The organism is Verrucomicrobium sp. BvORR034 (assembly GCF_000739635.1).
Lineage (GTDB): Bacteria > Verrucomicrobiota > Verrucomicrobiia > Verrucomicrobiales > Verrucomicrobiaceae > Verrucomicrobium.
Genome location: NZ_BATQ01000082.1, coordinates 1 through 17,184, shown reverse-complemented (window position 1 = coordinate 17,184; position 17,184 = coordinate 1). Strand labels below are relative to the sequence as shown.

The window sequence follows — 17,184 nt, the reverse complement described above, 5'->3', positions numbered from 1 at the left end:
CAGGTCAGACTTATGAGGAAGCGCTCGACCCCTTTTTCATCTTCGCCACATGACCCTTACGAGGACCGGAGCCAGCCGTGGGAGGGTGTTCCGTCGTCTCGGTGACGGACCATTCCAGCGAGCCGATGATATGCTGCGCCATGACTTTGGCTGCGGCCTCCGGCTTGCGACCAGCCAGTGTCTCCAGCACCTTCCAGTGCCCCGCCACGGTGAAGCGGCGGAGGTCGTGCGCCGTGTTGATCTGCAGGCGGTGAATGTACGTCAGAGCCATTTCAAACTGCCAGCGGATGTATTGCCAAAGTACCACCAGCCGCTCATTGCCGCTGCGTTTCATGATGTATTCATGCATGGCAATATCCAGCAGGCTGAACTCTGAGTCCGTCGTGGCCGCCTCCTGCTCGGCGATGAATTGCTGCACCCGCAGGGTGTGTTCCGGCCCCCAGTGAGTCGCGGCAAGCCGGGCCCCCATCGACTCCAGGGCGATCCGGGTTTCCACAATCTCCGCCAGATCCTTTTCCTCCAGCGTTCTCACACGAGTTCTCCCCGTCGTCTCGAACTGTACCAGGCCGGCACGTTCCAGTTCGATGATGGCCTCACGCACCGGTGCGCGACTGACGCCAAAACGCTTGGCCAGCACCGGTTCCGCGAGAGCTTCACCAGGATTGATCACGCCGGAGATGATGTCGCTACGCAGCACAGACACGATCTCATTGGCCAGATTGCGGCGGGGATGAGGCAGATTTTTTGTCATGGGGGTCATTAAGTGTCGACACTATAAATACAAAGTGACGCAAAGTGTCGACACTTTTTTGGCGGAAAGGTGAAAAAAGTGGGGAGCACGGCAACCGGACCCACGTCAGGAGGGCCAAAAGGGAGATCATCGACCTAGCCAGCCCTCAACGACGGCGGCGCAGCAGGCAGCAGCCCAGGGCCACGCCGAGGAGGAGAGCCCGGGAGGGTTCGGGAACGACGTCTCCCTGAATCTGAAGACTGTCGAGACGCAGGCTGCCGTTGGTCGTTGAGTACACGCCTACGGTGAACGTGATCGGGGTGCTGACGTTCATCAGATCAGCCGAGTAGGCGCTCAGGTCAAAGGAGTAGAGATTGGAGGAGGATGGCGCGGTGCTATTGTCCACCACCGCGCCCGTAGTATTGTAGGCTTTGGTCGTGGTGCCAAGGATGGTGCTGCCCGTCGCGCTGCTCTGCACAAAATAGGTATAGCTGCCTGACGTGTTGGTTTGATTTGCCCAAGCGTAGAAGCTGATCTCGGTCAAGTTAAGCGCGTAGCCGCTCTCAGGGGTCAACGTGACGGAGAAATAGTCGCTCGCCGTCATCGCGGCGGCGGGCGATGCTGTCGCTGCCGCTGCTGAAGGAAAGACATACGGATTGCTGCCCCCTACACCCATGACGCCGTTGTAGCTGGGCGAAACCGCTGTGCCGACACTGCTAATCGTTCCTGCTCCACCGTTGGTTCTCAAGCCCGAACCCACGCTGAGGCTCGATACGGTCAGATGGGGTACGGCACCAGCAGCGTTCGAGTAGGTGCTTCCAGCATAGGGTCCAGCCCCCTGTGCCGTATTCAGGAAATTTAGCTCCGCCGCATTATTGAAATCCCACAGTCCAAGGGTCACCGCAGACTGAGCCGGTACCACAAGACACGCCAGAGCCAGCAACGTCAGGCAGAAGGAGCCTTTGCCCTTCATTCCACCGGAGAATCGTGATGTGGCCGGTCTGGCCGTTTTCAAGGTCGCAAAAGATAGTTTCATAGAACGCTTTGGAGTGGAAGCACTGCTTGATATTGATCAAGATCATGGCAAAACCACCCCACCCCGTCTCCCTCTCATCATGCACCATTTGGGGACACCTGGTCCCTTGACAAAATCCATTGCTGCAATTTCCCGGCATTTCTCATCACCTCTGACGGCATACCCAAGTGCTCGTGAGACCTGGATAACCGTCCGCAAGGACGAGGTCGGGATCAGACTCTCACAATCCCACGCCGGATGGCTTCCGCAGTGGCCTGCGCGCGGTCATGCACACCGAGTTTCTCGAGGATGTGGCTCACATGGCGTTTCACCGTGTCTTCGGAGATGGCAAACAATGCGGCGATCTGTTTGTTCGCGTGTCCTTTCGCGATCAGTTCCAGGATCTCCCGCTCACGCATGGAGATCCCGACGCACAGGCGCAGATCCGCCAGGCGTTGCGCCAGTTCAGGCGAAAGATAGCTTCCGCCCGCGGCCACCCGCCGCAGCGCCGTCAGCAGCTCGTCGCGAGAGGCAGTCTTCTGTAGATAGCCCGCCGCCCCGGCGTCCAGCGCCATCTGCACTTCGTCATCGTGGGCAAAGGTGGAGTAAACCAGGATGCGGGCCTGTGGATCATGAGCCCGCAGTACGGCTGTGGCCTGCACGCCGGTGATCCCAGGCAGTTGCAGATCCATCAGCACCACACCAGGCCGCCGGAGCTGGTACACCTCCAGCGCGTCTTCTCCACGCTTCGCTTCGCCGACGACCTTGACGTCGCTCTCAACCTCGAGCGCCGCGGCCAGACCGCTCCGCACGACGAAATGATCATCGACAATGAGAACGGTCAGCGGAGTGGTCATGAATGGAGCAGCAAATGTTTGGCGGCGTGCCCATGGGCAGCCGCGGCGGAGGTTTCCAGCGTCAGTTCGATCTCCAGGGTGGTGCCCTGCCCTGATGCGGAACGCCAGAGGGCGATACCGCCGAACTTTGCGCAACGCTCCTCAATCCCAATGCAGCCGAAGTGTCCCGTTTGTCCGCCGTGCAGCGCCTCGGAGTCAAAGCCTTGTCCATCGTCCGCGATAGTCATCCGCAAGCGGCTCCCTTCCACTGCCAGAGCGAGGCGGATGCAGCCCGCGCGGGCGTGTTTCAGCGCATTGGTCACCCCCTCTCGCGCGATCATGCGCAGATGATGAACGGTGCGGGATGGAAGTGGAGGCATGGGGGCGCTGGCTTCCAGTTTCAGAACGGGACCACAGCCCAGAGGGTGCTCGTCCACGATGGCCTGCAACGCCGCCACGAGGTCCGCGTTTTCCTGGGAAGGCACGCGCAACTCGGAGACCAGGCTGCGCGTCTCCACCTGCATCTGCGAGACCAGGCCGCGAGAGGCGCGCAGCAGGTGATCCCCTTTTTCATTGACACCATGTGCCTGCACGGCCTCGAGCCGCAGCAGCAGCCCGGTGAGTCCCTGCTCCAGGGTATCATGAAACTCACGCGCGATCCGCTGCCGCTCATCATGCGCGGCTTCGCGCTCGATCCGCCAGCGCAATGCCGTCGTCTGACGCCGCACCTGACGCCGTAGCACCGTGATCCACAGCCCCGCCAGCCCCATCGCGAACAGCAGCACGCCCACCACCAGGGCCAACCGCCGCACCGTCCACCATGAGGGCGAGTTGAGCACCGCCACGTCATCAGCACGGCGGCAGCGCAGGCTTACCGTACGTGGCACTGACTGGATGCCTGAAGGAGTCATCTTGATAGAGTCCACCTGGCAAATTCCGGTGACACGTACGCGTGTGCCGACTGGCGGCTCATGCTCCAGCAGCGGTGCCGAGACGCGAAAGGTGATGCCGCCCTCCTGCAGCACCAGCACCTGCCCCTCCTCCGCTCTGAAGCTGCCGGTGAGAGTCGCGGTCACAGCGACCAGATCGTTGTCATGCGCACCGTTCAAGAGATCGGTCAGGCTCGACTCAATCGCGGGAGGTTCTGGCCCAGGCCCCTGTCGAATGAGGTGCGTGTTGACCAGGGATGCGCCAAAGCGCTGTATCTTCGGAAAGCCGACGGCTTCGATCCATGCGCCTGCACTCAACGAAATGGGTGGGTGAAGTTGCAGACCGAGCGCCGTCGTCCCATCGCGAATAAAGACCGTGCCGTCTGAAAAGGCAGCGACGACCGTGCCCGCGACGCGTACGCGATGTCCGTTCTGACCCACCACTCTGAAGGCCAGCAGCTTGCTGGCGGAGATGGTCGGCACATCCTGCACGGGAGGAGCAGCCTTCAACACCTTGAGCCAGCTCCAGTCCTGCAACCACAAGATGGGCTGGAGGAGCTGCCGCCGGTGATTGATCGTCCCGGCGGCCAGCCCTTCGATTCGCACCCGGCTGTCCACCAGCAGATGCCTTTCCTTCGGCGGCGCGTAGACATCCACCTCCAGCAGGTCCTGATCCATCGCCAGGTGAAGGATCGTGTGATCCCCGTCTCCACTGGCCGTCACGGACTGCACGATGCCTTCCGCCGCCACCAGTTGGTAGTGATAGCGGCCGGAGAGCAGATCAGCGTAGGACACCAGGGCAGCAGGTGGCGTCGCCCCATGCCCCAGCTTTTCAAAAGTGGCTTTTTGGATGCCCGGCAGATACATGCCCGGCGAGGTGACACCTCGAACCCCCACTTCATCCCCCACCCGCAGCGACATCACGTCTGAGCCGCGAAAGAACGTTCCCGCCGTCTTGTCCTGGACGAGCACCGATCCTCGCGGGTCCACAAAGATCACCGTCCCCTGCAGCGCCACGGGCAGCTCTTTTTCCGCTTCCTCCGGCGACAGTGACCGCACCTCCAGAGCGGTTCTCAAGGGCGTCTCCACGCCGAACGCCATCGCGCACACCAGACTGCTTCCCAGCACGGCCAGCCAGCTCAAGGCTGGCAGGCGGATTGCGATCATGCAGGGGCGCGGAGGCATTCAGGCACTCTACACATCAACCGAACAGCGAGGCAATAGGTTTGCCTTCATCCGTGATGGGGATGGGGCGCGAACCGTCCATCAGCGCCCGATGGGGATTGATGCCCATGGCCGCGTGAATCGTCGCGTGAAAGTCCGGGATCGACACCGGATTCTCCGCGATGTTTTTAGAAAGCTCATCCGTCACGCCATAGGCGCCGCAGTGTTTCAATCCGCCACCCGCCAGCACCATGCTGAAGGTGGTGCCCTGATGTCCACGCCCACCGCGTCCGTCGAACTCTGGAGGGCGGCCAAACTCTGTGGCCATCACGACCAGGGTCTTGTCGAGCAGCTTCTTCTCCTCCAGATCCAGGAGCAAGGCAGAGACGGCAGTGTCCAGATCACGGATGAGCGTGTGCTGATTGATCTGACCTTCGTTGTGCGTGTCCCAGCCGGTGCCGTTGATGAAATTCAGATTTTGCGACACCTCGATGAAGCGCACTCCAGCCTGCACCAGCCGCCGAGCCAGCAGGCAGCGCTGGCCGAACTCGCCTCCGTACTGCTGCCGCAGGGTACCGGGCTCTTCATCGAGCTTGAAGTGCCGCATGAAGCCCGGTCCCGCCAGCCGCAAGGCTTCACGTTGCGCCTCTTCGTATTCCCCGGCCATGGTGCCCTCCGGCGCTTTTTCCAGCAACGGTTTCAGCAAGGCCTGCCGCCGCGCGGTGCGATCCATGTTCACCCATTCAGGGCGTGTGAATCCCGCCGGTCCAGACTCCGTGTCCGTGAGATAGACATAGCCATGGCGCGCCCCGAGAAATCCCGGACCCCGGCTCACACTAGGGAATCCCATGAGCATGTAGGCAGGCACGTCCGGATCGGCCGCGCCGCGTTGCTGGGCCACGATGGAGCCGATGGAAGGATAGATCACCGTGCCGCTGATCATCCGCCCTGTATGAACCAGGTTGGTGGCGAAGGCGTGCTCATCCACCACATGATGATTGACCGTACGCACCACCGTCATCCGCTCCGCCATACGGGCGAGCTGGGGGAGATGCTCGGTGAACTGCACGCCGGGCACGGAGGTGTCGATCGCTGCGTAATCCGAGCCTGCTACTTTTGGCGACGCCTTGGGGTTACCACGACGTTTGGGGTCAAAGGTATCAACTTGCGCCATGCCGCCGCCCAGCCAGATAAAGATGCAGTGTTCCGCTTTGCCCACAGGCATCGGCGCGGCCGCCTTCATCAGGCCCGGCAACAAGGGAGCGGCCGCGAACGCGGCGCTCTGCTGTAGAAAACGGCGACGGCTGAGGTGGCGGGTTGAGGTGGTATTCATGATCGAGGGGGAAGGAGTAAAAGAAAGAGAGTGTGTGTATGTGTGTGTGTCTGCATCAAGGGGCGGTGATCCAGCCCGGCGCATTGATCAATGCCCACACCACATCTTCCAGGCGGCCCCGCCAGTCAGCCTCCAGGCGTGAGGTAGGCGCATCGCCACGGCGGGCCAGCTCGGCGTGCTTCTCGCGCAGCACATTCGCTGCGGCATCCACATGGTTCGACCAACTAACATATTTCTCACGCACGCGAGGTGGCGGGGTTGCTCTGGGAAGTTTTTCCACAGGAACTATGCGTTCCGCATAACCCGCCGTTAGCAGAGAGACATAGAGGGTGCGCTCTTCCGCCGAAGGCTTGCGGGTGAGCAATCGCAGAAAGAGCCGCTCCACCAGCGCATCCACGGGTTGATCTTCCATCGCCAGTTGCGTGAGTGCATGATCATCACTGAGCCGCGTCAGCCAGCCCCCCACGGTGCCGTTCGAGATGATCGCGGGTTGCAAGACATTGGGCGCCGTCTCCCGCTTGCTGACCGGGTCCACGCGAGCTCCCCGCCAGCCAAAGATCTCCAAGACATCTGCCACCGCCTGAATGCGCGGCAGCATGAGGCTCGGGCGGTCACGCTCATTCGAAGTGGAGGCCAGCATCCAGGCACGGCGCGGCTTGCCCAGCGCCAGTGCGAAATCCGCTCGACGGTCGCCATCAACGTCCAGGCTCATCTCCTCAAGCGCAAAGGGCTTGCCCGTGGCGGTGAACAGGGAATCAACAATCTGCTCTGCTGCCAGTCGGCGTGGCGCAGGCGAGACAAAGAGGGGCTCCTGGGCAGCCAGCATGGGATCCACCTGCCGCTGGTAGGCGTGCGAGTTCAGGATGAGACGCTGGATCGCCTTCGCGCTGTAGCCAGAGCGCACAAACTCACGCGCCAACCACTCCAGCAGCTCGGGATGCGAAGGCCTCCCCTTCTCCCAGTCCTCGACCGGTTCCACGATGCCGCGCCCCATGAGCTGCTGCCAGAAGCGGTTCACCACCACCTGGGCAAAGCGGGTGTTCTGCGGCGCGGTGAGCAGTGCCGCCAGCCGGTCGCGCGAATCATCCGGCTTCATCGCCAGCGAGGCCGCCGCGCTCTCGGAACTCATCTGGCCCAGCGGCCACTTGGGCTCCACGGTGCTGCCCGGCTTGAGCGTGACCTTGATGAGCGGTTCACGCCCACTCTGATGAATCCTGTCCAGCGGCACACTGCTCGTCTCCGGCAGTTTGATCGGCTTTCTCCCCATCATCGCCGCCAGCTCGAAAAGATCCTGCTGCTTGGTCAGGTTGGCCGGGGAATCGTGGCACCGGGCACACTTCATCTCCACCCCCAGAAAGGCGCTGCTCACGATCATGGCCTTCTGCGCCATCGGCACATCATTTTGCGAAGCCATGCCGAACCCCGCTGGTCCGCCAAAGAGTCTGCTGCCTTCCATGCGGATCAGCTCCGTCACGAACAGGTCCATCGGCTTGTCATCCAGAAGTGACTCGTAGATCCACCAGCGGAACGGCCCCGTGTTGTTCAGTGTAGGGTTCAGGAGATTAGGATTCTCCGCCAGCACATCCTGCCAGTAGCCCATCCAGCGATCCGCCCAGCGAGGGTCCGCCAGCAGACGATCGATCACCTTCGCACGCCGGTCTGGCGACTCATCCGCGGTGAAGTCGCGAACCTCCTTCTCGCTCGGCACCAGGCCCACCGTATCGAGCGTCACGCGGCGGAGAAACGTCAGATCGTCGGCAAGCGGCGTCATCTTCAGCGTGGAAAAGCGCAAGTCCGGCCAGTGTGCCCCTTCGGCAATCCAGCGCTCCAGGGTTGCCAGCTCCGCACGATTGAGCGGCTCGCCTTTGCCCTCTGGGGGCATGATTTCATCCGGATCCGCTGTCGCACGGATGAACAAGGCACTCTCCGCAGGCTTGCCTGGCACGATGGCCGGGCCGTCGGATTTGCCGCCCTTCAGCGCTGCCGCGAGCGTGTCCAGCCCCAGCTTGCCTTTGGCACTGCCACCCTGATGACAACTGTAGCATTTGGCCTCCAAGATCGGCTGCACATCGCGGTAGTAGTCCACCCCGTCAGCCGGTGTGGCGGAGCGATCCTCCGCGATCCCGGCGATGCGTGCCGCGAGGAACCGATCAATCGTATTGTGCATGGGGAACCCCGGCGGCAGATCCGGCACCGGCACTTCTGGCGTGGCAGCCAGCCACTTAGCCGCGGCATCCCGTCGTGCATTCCAGTAGGGCGCATGCTCGTGGCGTCGCGCTGCGCGTGCCTCGGCATTCACCTTCACGAAGTGGGCGCTCCGTTCCGCCTCGTAGGCCGCCCAGCCCGCGTCGGTGTAGGGTACTTGCCGCGAACCAGGGGACAGCAGAGACCAGGTGGTGTCTCCCTCTGGACAAACGGCCACCACCGTCTCCCCTAACTCCGGCCTGAAGGGATTGCCCGCGGAGCCACCGCCCACCACCGTCTCCAACACCACCATGCGCTCTTCACCATCACCGGTGAAGGTGCCCGTCACCTCGCTGTTTCCCGGCGGCGCGAAGCGGAAATCGGGGCCGAGCTCCAGATAGCTGTCCTGATCTGTCAGAGGGGCATAGCCTGCCCGGTCGCGCTGCGGAAATGGCGTCTTCAACACCTCCTGGCCATCGATGAACAACCGGGCGGCACCCAGCCCGCGGAGCAGCAGCCGGTTTTTACCCTTCGGCAGCCGCACCATCGCTGAAGCACGCAGCATAAAGGTCGCCGCGCGATCCCCGCGCACGCCGGTCGCCACATAGTATTGCGGCAGCTCGGAGAAGCCGAACACCTCCTCGACATATGACTCCGTCGCGACAGGCGATTCCGCGGGCCACATGGGCTTCTGGGGCACGCCTTTCTCGCACAGCTCCACCAGCACTCGTCCGCCCGGCAGCTTGCTGCGATCGATCTCTGGAGCCGGTGCCGGAGCCACCGCGAAGCGCGTTTTCAAGGTGGCCGCAGACAGCGCGGTGCGATGGATGGCCACCTCGTCCAGCCAGCCATCCAGCGTCTCCGCCGTGCCGCGCGTGTATCCGGTGCCAATGACCAGCGTATCGCCATCGCGCACCGGCCCCGCATCGGTCGCACCGCCCAGATCCCAGGCGCCCTTGACCTCCACGCCGTCAATGTATCCCCGCAGGCTGTCCTTTTTGCCAAACGTGTAAGTCACCGCGAGGTGATGCCATCCTGTGTCGGTCTGAAACGTCGCGTTGCTCCACCAGCGGTGCCACTTGGCCGCCTGCCCGTCCGCCGCGGCACTGGTGAAGATAAACCCGATCGCCGCACTCCCCTGCCCACCTCTCAGTCGCAGCCCGTAGTTTTGGTTGTTGTCGCCAAACTCCCTGGTTCCATTGCGCCCTTTGCCCATGAGATGCACGATCTGTCCGTCGCGGATCTTGCGCACCTTCACCCACATCTCGATCGTGATGGAGTTGCCCTTTTGAAATCGCAGCTCCGGCATGTCTGGCACCACCAACGCCGCATCCTGCCCAGCCAGCTCCATCGCCCGGTTGCCTGCCGCAAACGTCGGATACCCCGGCCCCTGCGGGCCCGGCACCTGGCGAGAGCCCTTCCCCTGCCACACCCCCAGTCCATCCCCGCCCTCGAATTTCCACTGGGCCACGGGCGGTTCTGCGTCTGCTGCTTTTGCTTTTGGATCTGCGGAATGGGCGACGATTGTGGAGAGGAGCGCAAACACCGCGCATCCCAGCCAGCCTGGAACAGAGAGGAACAGCAGAACAAATCGAGAGCGCATGGGCATAGAGAGAGGGAGATTTCGTTGCCGATTCTATGCGTGCGAAAGGAGCACCGCACCGCATGCGCCATCACACGATCGTGCGCGAAAAGAGCGCCGCGGTCCGTTCCGGCGAGGTAGCACCCGCCGCCAAGGCAGAAGAACCGTCTCGGTTCTTGCTCCCCGAATCACCCAGCACACCCAAGAGCCGGGACGGCTCCTCTACCCTCCCAACGCACCGCCAGCCGCCAAGGTAGAAGAACCGTCTCGGTTCTTGTTCCCCAAATCACCCAGCGCCCACAAGAGCCGGGACGGCGCTTCTCCCCTCCCAACGCAGCACCTGCCGCCAACGTAGAAGAACCGTCTCGGTTCTTGTTCCCCAAATCACCCAGCACCTCCAAGAGCCGAGACGGCTCTGCTACATTCCCAACGCAGCGCCCGCCGGGAAGCTTAAAGGAGGCGGGGGTTCCCAGCCCCGCGGGTGACCGGAGCGCATCCGGGCAGCCCGGCGATTGCATCCCATAACCGCTGACCGCTGCCAATCACGACTAGTCGAAAAGATGCTTCTGGCCTGAAGGCCCCAAAGAGTCCAGCCCTTGGGGCAAAGGCCAAGAAATGGACGGAGCCCCTGGGTAAATCACCCCCACGAGCGGCTGCTCGAAGGGCCGCGAGAGACATCCTCAGGCCCAACCCTCTCGTCCAGATCCACGACTCGACATCGCTTAACAGGCAGTTGATGCGCAAGGGCAGTTTGCTACTCGGAATCTCTGAGTGCCTTCGGTTTCACTGCATCGATGGCTAATGTGGCGATTGATGGAGGGAGCCCATGCTTCTTAGCCTGCCCAGTAATATAGGCTGGGAACTTCTCCGAAAAATACACCTCTCTCATCCACTTCCTAAACAAGCCCAAAGCGCCTTCTGGGTAAGCCCAGCTTTCCTGGGGATTGGACGCTGCCTGTGGGAAGTAGTCGGGGTAGTTGTGCTCGTATCGAATTCGCTCGCCATGAAGCTTCTCAAGGCAGCGATCCGCCCAGAAGTTCGCCCAAGTTTTTCCAACACTGATGTCGGGCACGGTCTTTTCATTCACCGGCACTCCACTTTGAATCATAGTTACAACCATGTCGGAGATCTCCTTAAAGACACTGAAGCAGCCGTCTGGCACGCTATTGTAAGCTGCAGAAACCCGGTCATGAAATTCCCGCCAAACGTCGGGAATCTTATGGTTGGGATCGTAGCCGACCTGCGTGTAGATGAATACGCGGAGCGATGACCTAGCCAGAAGCCGGTAATTTTTCAACGCATGTTCCTTCACCGAAGGTTGCACTTGGGCACCGGAATCAAACGCGTAGTACTCAAGAAAAGCCATGCAGACCGCGTCAGGGAAAGCATGATGCCTAGATCCGTTGGCATCAACTTCTACAAATAAGGAGCTCGCCTCATAGCCTTGGTCCTGAAGAAGGTTGGCGATCTTGGTGCCGCGCGGCTTAAACTGGGAGGACTCCCAATTGTTTGCCAAATCAAGGACGATGGTATGGTCGATGCCACACATCCTCGCTAACCCACGAGCCGTCAAATAAGCGGACCCGTCCGGCATAACCCCCATGCCAATGCCGTCAATCTCCTTCTCTAGCACTGACCCCAGGTTCATTAGGGCTTGCCCCTGGATCGAAGGGGTGGTGACCTTTTTGCCGCTTTTCTTCATAATGTGCTCATTATCAACGCTTCCATCCGGTGACCTTTTGCCTATGCGGCAAGTGAACCACAATACCTAGCCTCATTGGAAAAATTCTCCACAGGAATTTACCTCGCCAAACACGGGCATCGAAAGTTGCAAAAGAATGGCCGGCGATCAGTCAGCCTAGCAGTATACCCTGCCGCCATTGTGACGAGGATCGTCGCCCATTGGCATTCATTTTCATCCGCTTGTAAAACGCTCGCCAAAAAAACAAGTTGGCAGACGCAATGGTTTGCGCACACTCTATCACAGTCCGACCACTCCCTTATGACGTTCTATTGCTTCTCGTGTCAACATCCAAGCGACACTCCGATCCACTATCCCTGTTCGCAATGTGGCGCAGATCTTTCTCATTTGGACGGAACAGCCTTAAACTCATGGCAACAAGACAAGTGGGATGAGCACACGACACTCGTAAGCGGCAATAACGTTCCTCTGCTACGAAAAGGATGGAACTGCTCATTTGACGTAGTTGGGCATAGCAAAATCCAAAAACTTGTGGAGTTCACCTTAAACTATGGCAATTGGTACACAGTAAATTCACGCGAACATACTAATGACGTCTGCATTACATTCATACCCGAGATTATCGGGTCTGGCGTCTCTCGTTACACAACGGTAGGACCAATGCCTGTATCAGGCTGCTGCATTATCTCACCTCGCAGCCTCGACTATGGTCACCCATTCCCAGTACTCTCTGACTGGGTAATCTCCAAATTTGGGTCAATCCCTTCACATTGCCGACTTTGCGGCAAACCAACAATTGCAGGCATATCTGTCTGTTGGGATTGCTACAGTGCTGCGGGAAACGACTGGACAACATTACTTTAACCCATCGCATCCCCTTGTTCTGGAGGTCAACTCCCGCCAAGTTCTAATCAACAACAAGTCAGCTGTGACTATCACCGGAGGATATTGAGATGATCGAACTATGTCTATTTGACCTCGATGACACGCTTCTACGGACCGGAGACCTTCAGGGCCTTAGAGAAGCATGCGCCAACAACGCCGATCGCAGCAACCTAGATAGAGTCCGATCTCAATTTGGCACCCAAGAACGTGCAGTGTATAGCACGAACGAACTGCTTGCGATACGCCAAAAGTTCCCTCAACTGAAGATGGGAGTCTTTACGCGATCGCCAAGAAGCTACACAAATCTCATACTCGAATTGGCTTACCCCACCTTCGCCTGGGACATTGTTATTGCACATGAGGATGTACAAAACACCAAGCCTCACGGCGATGGCATCATCCAAGCTATGGACCACTTCAACTTGGAATACTTAGACAATGTGGTACTTGTGGGCGATTCCAGCGTTGACATTAAGGCATCGTACAATTGCGGCTGCTATGCCGCATTAGAAAGCAGGGCTTGGCCACCAAAAAGGTCAACGGATAACTGGAACGCCTTGAGCCTTATGCCAGATGCACTGCTAAGTGACTCTGAATCTCTATCACATTTCCTGGAAGAGCCTTTTCCATTTTTCCCAAAACTAGAGTCAATCATGGTTGAGGAGGAAGCTAAATACCCTCGCCATTCGCGATTCGATAAAATCAACCACTTCATACCGAAATCAATCGGAGGAGACACCACTGCCTACCCTATCTTCGCAAGTGGCAGATCATTTGCCAACTACCCGTCACTAGCGGAACGCAAGAAGTGGCATCCACTGACGAAGGCAATTGCTGAACATAAGGATGCAAACAAATTCCCCGACTCTTGGATACAGACCGTGCGTTCATTCATTTCCCTAGAATTTATAGAATTGCACTTTGGGGCCTCAACGCAACTGATAGTAACATCAATCCCACATCGCCCGGGAAGAACTCCAAGGTTGGAGCAATTTCTCGCCCAGTTTGGCCAATCGCTAATCGACAAGCCCATGCGGACTTCTCGAATCTCGGTTGAGCCTGGGATGTTCAGGTACACTGACGGAGTCCGCTCTCATCACACCGAGCATCTGGACAGGCCCACTCGCTTCGCCAACGTGAGGGATCACCTGATCGTGGCCAAGCCTGAACTTGCAGCTCCTGGGAATTCCTTCTTGATAATCGACGATGTCACAACAACAGGGGCGTCCTTAATCTATGCCCGTGAGTATTTGAGGCAGGCTGGTGCCCGCGATGTTAAATGTCTTTCCATGGCGAAGAATATCAGTAATGTCTTAGGAGAATGACAATCTCGGAGCAAACTCGAAAACTACTTGAGCTCTCGATGCTCAAAGGGGTTGGTCCAGCCGCTCTGCGCAAGATAGCCTCCATCGGAGAGTTCTGGACTGAACCCCTACACTACGTCGCCGCGACAATTCCGCAGGTGGCGCGGGCTTTGGCAGATGAAAGTGCTTGGTCAAGCGCCCAATTTGCAGCTGAGAAGCAGATCAGAGAAGCTTGTACCTATGGCGCAAGAATATTGTCGCGATGCGACAATGAATACCCCCAACTTTTGCGAGCAACCCATGACGATCCTTGCGTCATTTATGTGCAGGGAAGATTTTCACCTTCTCCCTGCGATTGTGCGGCAATAATTGGAACTCGTGAGCCCACGGCACATGGCGAATTGATTACCGAACGCATTGCTCACTTCTTCGTCGATCAAGGTTGGAGCGTCGTAAGTGGATTGGCGATTGGCTGCGACGCAGTCGCACACAAAGCAACAATATCCGCAGGCGGACACACAGTTGCGGTTATGGCCCATGGCCTCCACATGATTGCCCCTTCTAGGCACAAAAAGCTCGCCGAAGAAATACTTTCATCCAACGGAGCACTTGTCAGCGAGTATCCCTTTGGGCGAAATGTTCAAAATCAACAATACGTAAAACGGGACAGGACTCAGGCCGGTCTGGCCCGAGGAGTTGTGATGATCCAGTCAGATGTTAAGGGTGGAAGCTTGCACGCGTCCCGAGCCGCCCTCGACTACGGACGTTGGCTCGCTGTGCCATACCCAACCAGCAAGGATCGCGACAAAGGTGAACCCAAGGTTCAAGCCAACCTTTTGATAGCCGATGGCAATGATCAGCAACGGATCGAGCTGCTTCGTTGCTCTTTAGATGATTTATCTTCGGTGCTAATTCTACGAGGAAGAGCGGACTATTTCGGGATGCTTGGAACTGGCAACGCCAAATTTCAGATCAACGACCCAGTTTCCACAGAGATGGCCGACCCGCGCTCAGCCATCCAAGAGTCTACTGAACCCAAGCTCACCGACAAAGATATCCCCGAGTCTCCTATACAGACGACCATTCCAGATAGCAGGATTCTCATAGCTGAAACAAGCTCAGATTCTAGAGAGGAATATTCATTGGTGAATGATCTCGACGTAAGTTGTGAGGACCTTGCGAACTCCATACTTACTGCGGCCGATCGCACCGACGCAGCACTACGCGATAGCACCAGAGGACCTTCAATACTTGAACGGCTTGAATATATTGATGAGGCTGTCAGGCTGCTTTGCAAGCTAAACGCCACTCCCCCTCCCTCACCGAAGCTCCCAGCACGTCAGCACTTTGCGGTTGAAAATCTTATTTCACAAATGCTGAGAACAGCACGCTCACTTAATGCACATGATATCACAGTAGGAGATGCCCCCATGCTCTCCCAGAATTTCGACCAATTGAACAAGACGTTTCGGAACCGCAGTATTCCGCCGGAGATACAGAAAACACTTGGGAAAGTTCGCATAGTGGACATTCTGAAGTCACTTTGTGATTCACGCCATCCGCTCCACAGCCTGGCCTCAAAAGATGCCCAGTCTATTCCGCTTTCAATGTTGACGTTGCTTTTCAATCACTTAGTCCTTGCCGCAATTCAACCCGAAGCGCCGAACCCAGAACACATTCAAGCTATTGGAGGCAGTTAGGGCGCAAAGAATTCTGAATGTGATGCATTTCCCTCGCCGTGGTGCTGTTCAGTGCGACACAAAGTACCCGGCAGAATTGTAAAAAAGGTAGGCCCATATTCCAGCATACTCTCGGGAAATGCCATACCACATTCGGAACACCCCATTCCCCAATTCAAAATAGTGCAGATTCCTCAAACTTCCGTACACTTCTTCAACTTGGAACTGCTGAACCATCCCCACCTTAAACTGGAAGTGAGAAGCATCAACATCAGGGTATGTTTTTCGCAGGAATCCTTTCGTCATTCTTATAAGAACGCGTTCAATTTCATCACACCGAAACGGAATCACCAGTGCGGGCAACGCACCAAACTCCGTCTTAACAAACGAAGGTTGAGATTCAGAGACCACCTCATCGATCAGGGGACCGATTCGTCTGTCTCTTAATGTAGAGCCAACGACCTTCTCAGACCAAATCCTCTCACCATCCCCTGACCGGTTAATCATTGAACTAACAGCCATACGGAAATACTCATCATCTTTCGAGAATGAATTGTTACATTTCCTGCAACACAGAACCGTCACCAGGTTAGAAGGACGCGGCCGCAAGAACAAATTCTTAGGGGGTATGTGGTCACGAGTGAGTTCAAAAACTGAACCACAAAGATAACAACACTCGTTTGAGGAGCTAGTGCTCATTTTGGGAGGTGATCGAATTTTTCGCGAACGCAGAATAGTGATGAAGTTCCAGACATCAATAACTTTTCCTTGATCAATCCTTACTCGGCACCCAGACGGCCAGCTTCTTGGGCAGGCCGAAGGTGGAGCGCAGGGCTTCCTTGGCCATGGTCTTGGGGTTACGCCCACCACCAGTAGATAAAGGGACATGCCCCAATACAGCTTGTCTTGAAGTCCCTTTTTGGCACCTGCCATCTCAGATCCCCAAAAGGCAAAGATCGCCACCCCAATTGCTCAATGAAACTCCCCGTCCCCATCCTCCTCACCTCCCTCCTGCTCTGCCAGTTCGCTCTGGGCTTCTTCGTTCCGCTGAGTCTCGACGAAAAGGTCTCGCAAGCCGATGTCATCGCGAAGGTGACGGTACGCAAGGTGACCCGCATCATGCCGGAGAAGCCCAATGAAGGGGCGGATCAGAAGACGCAGGGCTTGTACAACGGTCCTTTGTGCATTGCGACCGTGGAGCTCGAGGAGGTTTGGAAAAACACTGGCAGGAAGACGGCATTCTCGCCCACCGAGGACAGGACCCTCTCGCTGCCCAAGACGATCATGGTGCCTTGCCAGTACACGTACGATGAAAGCCCTTCCAGCCTGACGGAGGGCAAGAGCTACGTGGTCTTCCTGCAGGCGATGGGGGCCAACCTGTATCACCCGCTGGATCCAGCCTCCACGCATCGAATCAAGGAGGGCAAGGTGTCCGACTTCGGCATGAACTCCGACCCCACCCCTGACTTTGGCGGGCGGGTCATTCCGGTCGCCGACTTCAAAAAGGAAGTTCTGGCCCTTCTGCCAAAGCAGCAATAGGCGGGACAGAGGAAGGGAGGCCATGCCAGCAGCCTGCGAGGAGATGAGCCGGTGCCAACGCACACCTCTCCCCTCCCCGCCCCAACCATCACTCCATCACTCCATCACTCCTTGCTCGGCACCCAGACGGTCAGCTTCTTGGGCAGGCCGAAGGTGGAGCGGAGGGCTTCCTGGGCCATGGTCTTGGGGTTGCGGCGAGCCAGGGAGGTGCGGTAGTTGCGAGTCTTGACGATGAGGCTGCGCGTCTTGGGATCCAGCACGCGGAGGTTTAGTTCCAGGAGGTAGGGAGACATGTCCCAGTG

11 protein-coding genes and 1 pseudogene are annotated in these 17,184 nt (G+C 58.2%); 3 read left to right on the top strand and 9 right to left on the bottom strand.

Annotation, left to right across the window (positions count from 1 at the left end; all coding sequences use genetic code 11):
- Positions 1-10 precede the first annotated feature (10 nt).
- The 7 genes from BV034_RS14155 to BV034_RS14120 all read right to left on the bottom strand — a co-directional run bounded on the left by BV034_RS14155 (position 11) and on the right by BV034_RS14120 (position 11,475).
- Positions 11-751: a GntR family transcriptional regulator gene (locus BV034_RS14155; protein ID WP_081887820.1), complete on the bottom strand. Its 741-nt coding sequence runs from the start codon at positions 749-751 to the stop codon at positions 11-13.
- 145 nt (positions 752-896) lie between these two features.
- Positions 897-1,766, bottom strand: a complete 870-nt coding sequence (locus tag BV034_RS34735) for a PEP-CTERM sorting domain-containing protein (RefSeq protein ID WP_081887807.1) — start codon at positions 1,764-1,766, stop codon at positions 897-899.
- 212 nt (positions 1,767-1,978) lie between these two features.
- Positions 1,979-2,602, bottom strand: a complete 624-nt coding sequence (locus BV034_RS14140) for a response regulator transcription factor (RefSeq protein ID WP_050027655.1) — start codon at positions 2,600-2,602, stop codon at positions 1,979-1,981.
- A complete protein-coding gene (locus tag BV034_RS14135; RefSeq protein ID WP_081887819.1) occupies positions 2,599-4,677 on the bottom strand; it encodes a sensor histidine kinase in 2,079 nt (692 codons plus the stop codon). The genes BV034_RS14140 and BV034_RS14135 overlap by 4 nt, the downstream gene beginning before the upstream one ends.
- 34 nt (positions 4,678-4,711) lie before the next feature.
- Positions 4,712-6,007, bottom strand: coding sequence for a DUF1501 domain-containing protein (locus BV034_RS14130; RefSeq protein ID WP_050027653.1), 1,296 nt, complete (start codon positions 6,005-6,007; stop codon positions 4,712-4,714).
- A gap of 55 nt (positions 6,008-6,062) precedes the next feature.
- Positions 6,063-9,794 carry a DUF1553 domain-containing protein gene (locus BV034_RS14125; protein ID WP_265592990.1) on the bottom strand — a complete coding sequence of 1,244 codons (3,732 nt, stop codon included), beginning with the start codon at positions 9,792-9,794 and terminating at the stop codon, positions 6,063-6,065.
- Positions 9,795-10,527: 733 nt separating this feature from the next.
- On the bottom strand, positions 10,528-11,475 hold the full coding sequence (locus BV034_RS14120; RefSeq protein ID WP_050027651.1) for a hypothetical protein: 948 nt from the start codon (positions 11,473-11,475) through the stop codon (positions 10,528-10,530).
- Between the two features lie 953 nt (positions 11,476-12,428).
- On the opposite strand from BV034_RS14120, the gene BV034_RS14115 reads away from it, so the two are divergent.
- Together BV034_RS14115 and BV034_RS34200 are read left to right on the top strand one after the other, a co-directional pair.
- Positions 12,429-13,685 carry an HAD hydrolase-like protein gene (locus BV034_RS14115; RefSeq protein ID WP_050027650.1) on the top strand — a complete coding sequence of 419 codons (1,257 nt, stop codon included), beginning with the start codon at positions 12,429-12,431 and terminating at the stop codon, positions 13,683-13,685.
- Positions 13,682-15,364 carry a DNA-processing protein DprA gene (locus BV034_RS34200; protein WP_063768786.1) on the top strand — a complete coding sequence of 561 codons (1,683 nt, stop codon included), beginning with the start codon at positions 13,682-13,684 and terminating at the stop codon, positions 15,362-15,364. The genes BV034_RS14115 and BV034_RS34200 overlap by 4 nt, the downstream gene beginning before the upstream one ends.
- A 48-nt stretch (positions 15,365-15,412) precedes the next feature.
- Here the strand turns inward: BV034_RS34200 and BV034_RS14105 are convergent, their stop codons facing one another.
- On the bottom strand, positions 15,413-15,865 hold the full coding sequence (locus BV034_RS14105) for a hypothetical protein (protein ID WP_265592988.1): 453 nt from the start codon (positions 15,863-15,865) through the stop codon (positions 15,413-15,415).
- Positions 15,866-16,318: 453 nt separating this feature from the next.
- Here BV034_RS14105 and BV034_RS14100 point away from each other — a divergent pair, with 453 nt between their 5' ends.
- Positions 16,319-16,882, top strand: coding sequence for a hypothetical protein (locus BV034_RS14100; RefSeq protein WP_050027648.1), 564 nt, complete (start codon positions 16,319-16,321; stop codon positions 16,880-16,882).
- 104 nt (positions 16,883-16,986) lie between these two features.
- Here the strand turns inward: BV034_RS14100 and BV034_RS14095 are convergent.
- Positions 16,987-17,184 (bottom strand): annotated as a pseudogene (locus BV034_RS14095) (hypothetical protein); the annotation flags it as partial.